The organism is Marisediminitalea sp. (assembly GCF_984433645.1).
This window is the reverse complement of the sequence record NZ_CFIDRX010000260.1, coordinates 1-3,980: the sequence shown is the minus strand read 5'-3', so window position 1 is coordinate 3,980 and position 3,980 is coordinate 1. Positions and strand designations below refer to the sequence as shown.

Genomic DNA, 3,980 nt, shown 5'->3' with positions numbered 1-3,980 from the left:
GGTAAGAAATCAGGCAACGGCGAAACTTTATTCTGTACGCCGTGCAACAACTGATAACCTTGCGCGGCTTTGGAAGTATCACTCAGCCTGACCGGCAACTTGCCGGGCAAAAGGTTAGCCAACTCGAACATGCGCAACAAATTACCCTGCTTGAGCTCCAGTTCAATTTCACAAATCGGCGACGCATTTTGCTGTTGTGGAGTACTTACCTCCCCCATATCCACCACCAGCTCAATCTCGGCATCCTCGAACACCAAATCGAATTGAGTGCGACTAAAATGTGTGCCGAATTGTTTGGTTAACCGCGTATTCAGCGACTTCCCATCCTCGCCTTCCGGCCATTGCATTGTTTCGAACAGCGTCAAATCGGGCTGTTCATTGGCCAGGGGAACATTGAGCTCCAGGCGCTGATGCAGTCCTCCACTGACTTTGCCATTGGTTTTCACTGTCTGTTCAAATTCACCATTGGCGCCGCGCACTCGCATACCGATTTTGTGTTGCTGAAACAGATGTTCTGGCGTGTCGTAGTAATCGTTCTGCAAGAACGACTGACCTTGCTCTTCAATGTTTACGCCTTTTTCCTTTAACAATGGAAAAACGGCGTCTTTTAGCGCTTCCAGCGGGTTGTCACGGACAACAAATTTAATTTCGGTTTCTGACATGTGATGTACTATGAAAATAGCGGTGCGGTATATGGCTGGTACATTACCTGCCCATCGGGATTTTGGCAATGTTGCCGTGCTGGTTATAGCAAGTGACTGGCAGGCTTGCCTTTCTGGTCAACACCCCCTAACATCAGTGCTTTCGTTTAGGTGGTTAGGAACGTTATGCGATTGCTTTCTGTTATTTTCGGTTTATTGGTTGTTGTTTTGCCAGCAGGTGCGCAAGAGACCAGTGAACAGCCCGGCGCTTATATTGCCGATGATTTGATCGTATACATGCATTCTGGTGCGGGGCGTAATTACCGCATTATCGGCTCTATTGAGGCAGGCTTACCGGTCACCGTGCTGCAGCGTAGTGATGATGGCAGCTTTACGCAAATTCAGGATGGTGACGGTCGACAGGGTTGGGTAGAAACCCAATACCTGATTAACACGATGTCACGTCGGGTTCAGTTACCTGAGTTAAGTCAGCGCCTGGCCGAAAGCGAACAGCAACGCAATACACTGTCGTCGAGAGTGCAAAAATTAACTCAGCAACTTGCACAAGCCAGGCAACAAGTCACCGAACTTGAAGCTGACAAGGCAGAAGCACAGCAACAGATTGCACAGCTAAGCGAACAAATTCAATCTCAGGATACCGAAGAGCTGTACCGTATGTTTACTTACGGCGGCATTGTGGCCGGTGCAGGCGTGCTTCTGGGCATTATAATTACCTTCATTCCTAAGCGCAGACGCCGCAACGACACCTGGATGTAATCCTTCATATGAACACGCCTGGCATCCAGGCGTGTTCATTCCATTACATTCTGAATAGCCAGTACACTCCGAGTAATACAAAGCAGGTTGACGCTGCAAGCCGAACTTGCTTCATCGGCAAAGCTTTCATTACGGGTTCCCCAAGGTAAACAACCGGCACGTTGGCGGCCATCATGCCCAGCGTTGTCCCCAGCGTTACCCAGCCAAGGTGTTGATATTCACCAGCCAGTAACACCGTCGCTATCTGCGTTTTGTCACCCATTTCAGCCAGAAAGAAGAGTACGGAGGTAGCCAGAAAAGCGCCGTAGCGGTCAAAAGAAGACGTTACCGCCTCCTCTTTATCCGGGATCAACAGCCATAGCCCCACAACAATAAACGCGCCGGCAAACAGTCCGTTACTTAACCCGGGAGTTAACCAGGCGGACAACCAGATTCCCGCCCAGGCAGAAAAGGCATGATTGAGTAGTGTAGCGAACAGTATTCCTGCGACAATCGCGAGGTTGTTTTTAAACCGGACGGTCAGTAACAAGGAAAGGAGTTGCGTTTTGTCACCGATTTCAGCAATAGCAACAGTGGTTAATGAAGAAAGAAAGGCTTCCATTAATGATTCCGGCGGGACAGTACAGACATAAGACAACAGCCGGCGTCCCGCTCTGGACCGGTTATTGTCTTAGGTCTTGCTAATAGTGATAAGGCCTCTTGACCTACAACCACGTCGTTACCATGGAAATGCGTTCCAAGTGTGTTGATAACGACTCTCTTGCGAGAAAGCTACTCCCCTAACACGAAACAAGGCACAAATGTGTACTTGTACCTTGATGTCGATTGAGTTTACAGACTTTTTTGATTCCGCCAATCGTTTTGCGACAAACGACTGGCGTTCAGGATGAAAACCTACTCGTCCTCTTCAACCATAGTCATCAGTGACGTATTGCCGCCTGATGCTGTGGTATCGGTGCTAATGGTCTTCTCCGTCATCAGTCGCTGAATCAGTTTGTCATTATACTCAGCGGTGATCACTGGCAGGATGGCGCCTTCGCGCTCAGCCAGCATGGCCGTAATGTGGGCCGTACGCTCGGTATTACTGTCTACCACTACGCCAGCTAACTTCTCGTCCATTAACAGTGCGTCCAAATGACCCAGTTTAGCAACCTGGAACACTGCTTCAGGCGCACCTACTGCCTGGAATTTGTCTTTCACTGCCAGCGCTTCTTCGTAGAAGAGTTCAGACACAACCGACACCACGCAATTACCCGTGGCCAACGCCGTTACAATCGAAAGCGCCCAGTATTCAAAGGTTACTTCTTTGTCGGCAAAACAGACCAGAATACCGCGTGGCTCAAGGTACAGTTTATTAGATTCACCTGTAGGCCCCGGCAAGGTGATGGGTTTTGCCAACTTCTTCTCGATACTCATCAATTGTGAACGGGCAGAAGCCAATGTGCGATTGAGGTCGTCAGCCAATTCTTCAACGATATCGACGGTTGCCAGTTTCGCCAGAAGCTGACGCACTTTAGATATACGCTCGTTAAGCGGTGTATGACGCCACAGTTCTTCGACTTCGCAGGCTTTACGCATAATAGACGCTGCCTGACTTGCCTGTTCAGGTGTACCTGACAATGCATTATCCGGGCTGATATCGTCGGCCAGTTGCGTAGGCTTAGGTGTCGCTTTTTCCATCATCAGGCGAGGCAGGTAGTTAGGACCGCCGGCTTTTGGCCCCGTGCCAGACAAGCCTCGACCACCAAACGGCTGTACGCCGACAATGGCACCGATCATGTTGCGGTTTACGTATACATTCCCCACTCGACAGCGTGCGGCAAGTTCGTTGGCGCGTTCTTCAATACGGGAGTGGATCCCCATCGTCAGACCAAAGCCAGTGTCGTTAATTTGCTGAAGTACGTTGTTCAGGTGTTTAGCCTTATATCGCACAACGTGTACAACCGGGCCAAAGACCTCGCGGGTTAACACACTTAAGTCACTGATCTCATAGAGCGTCGGTGGGAAGAAGGTGCCTGCCGCACAGTCTTCCGGCATAGACGACTGATACAGAAGCTTGCCGTTTTCCTGCATGTACACTTCGTGTTCTTGCAGTGACTTGAGGGCTTTCTCGTCAATGACCGGGCCTACATCGGTGCTGAGCCAGGCAGGGTCGCCGATCTGCAGCTCTTTCATAGCCCCTGTCAGCATGCTGATAATGGTATCGGCGATGTCCTCCTGCACGAATAACACGCGCAAAGCCGAGCAGCGCTGACCGGCGCTTTGGAAACCTGAGTGTATTACATCGTCTACGACCTGTTCCGGTAATGCCGTTGAGTCGACAATCATACAGTTCTGGCCACCCGTTTCAGCAATCAGAGGTACCTGCTCACCGCCTCGTTGCGCCAGTACTTTTGATATGTAAGTACCTGTTTGTGTAGAGCCGGTAAACATAACCGCTTTAATGCGTTCGTCTGGCAGCAGCACACTGCCTACATCCGGCCCTTTGGCGATGACTAATTGCAAGGCGTCATCCGGTAAACCAACGGCACGCATCATTTCTACTGCGCGTACCGCTATCAT

4 protein-coding genes and 1 riboswitch are annotated in these 3,980 nt (G+C 50.4%); of the genes, 1 reads left to right on the top strand and 3 read right to left on the bottom strand.

Annotated elements, in window-relative coordinates; all coding sequences use genetic code 11:
- Window positions 1-662, bottom strand: a 662-nt coding sequence (locus AC4MRN_RS19855; RefSeq protein ID WP_491204291.1) for a CYTH domain-containing protein, incomplete at its 3' end; no start/stop codon positions are given.
- A 165-nt stretch (window positions 663-827) separates the two neighbouring features.
- Here AC4MRN_RS19855 and AC4MRN_RS19850 point away from each other — a divergent pair.
- Window positions 828-1,418, top strand: a complete 591-nt coding sequence (locus AC4MRN_RS19850; RefSeq protein ID WP_073325271.1) for a TIGR04211 family SH3 domain-containing protein — start codon at window positions 828-830, stop codon at window positions 1,416-1,418.
- Window positions 1,419-1,461: 43 nt separating this feature from the next.
- On the opposite strand, the gene AC4MRN_RS19845 is transcribed toward AC4MRN_RS19850, so the two are convergent.
- Entirely contained in the window at window positions 1,462-2,019 is a 558-nt protein-coding gene (locus tag AC4MRN_RS19845) for a TMEM165/GDT1 family protein (RefSeq protein ID WP_370241915.1), read from the bottom strand.
- A 59-nt stretch (window positions 2,020-2,078) separates the two neighbouring features.
- Window positions 2,079-2,200: riboswitch (yybP-ykoY riboswitch) on the bottom strand.
- A 112-nt stretch (window positions 2,201-2,312) separates the two neighbouring features.
- Window positions 2,313-3,980: aldehyde dehydrogenase family protein (locus AC4MRN_RS19840; RefSeq protein ID WP_491204290.1), on the bottom strand; the 1,668-nt coding region annotated here is incomplete at its 5' end.

Excerpts from the sequence above, each read along its gene's own strand:
- AC4MRN_RS19850 (WP_073325271.1), top strand. The coding sequence starts at position 828 with ATGCGATTGCTTTCTGTTATTTTCGGTTTATTGGTTGTTGTTTTGCCA.
- AC4MRN_RS19845 (WP_370241915.1), bottom strand. The coding sequence starts at position 2,019 with ATGGAAGCCTTTCTTTCTTCATTAACCACTGTTGCTATTGCTGAAATC.